This window comes from Candidatus Protochlamydia sp. W-9, from assembly GCF_001950615.1.
Taxonomy (GTDB): Bacteria; Chlamydiota; Chlamydiia; order Chlamydiales; family Parachlamydiaceae; genus Protochlamydia; species Protochlamydia amoebophila.
The window spans coordinates 1-276 of the sequence record NZ_BCPZ01000172.1 but is presented as its reverse complement, the minus strand read 5'-3'; the positions used below and the strand labels follow the sequence as shown (position 1 = coordinate 276).

The 276-nt window shown below is 44.9% G+C and carries 1 protein-coding gene; it reads right to left on the bottom strand.

Features of this window, described 5'->3' with window-relative positions; all coding sequences use genetic code 11:
- Positions 1 to 276, bottom strand: a 276-nt coding sequence (locus tag BU804_RS05630; RefSeq protein WP_143298934.1) for a hypothetical protein, incomplete at both ends; no start/stop codon positions are given.

The following is a 276-nucleotide window of genomic DNA, read 5'->3' as shown; positions in this document are numbered from 1 at the left end:
AGTCTTTGGTAGTAAGCTTCATGCCAATGCCAAGCCTGATCCGGATCAAGCGCATCAGCTCGTTGTCTGGAAACGAGATGATGCACGAAATGAGCGATCCAGGGCTTGAGATTTTCTATTGTATCAGGGTGCAGCTCCTCTTCGTAATAAGCCCCTCGAAGGAGATCGATTTTTTGAAAATGAGAGTCTAGCTTAGAAAGGCAAGACTTTAATTGGTGAGAGTCTAGATTAAAGAGGCAAAACTTTAATTTGCGGTAAAGAGGGCGCAGGACTAGC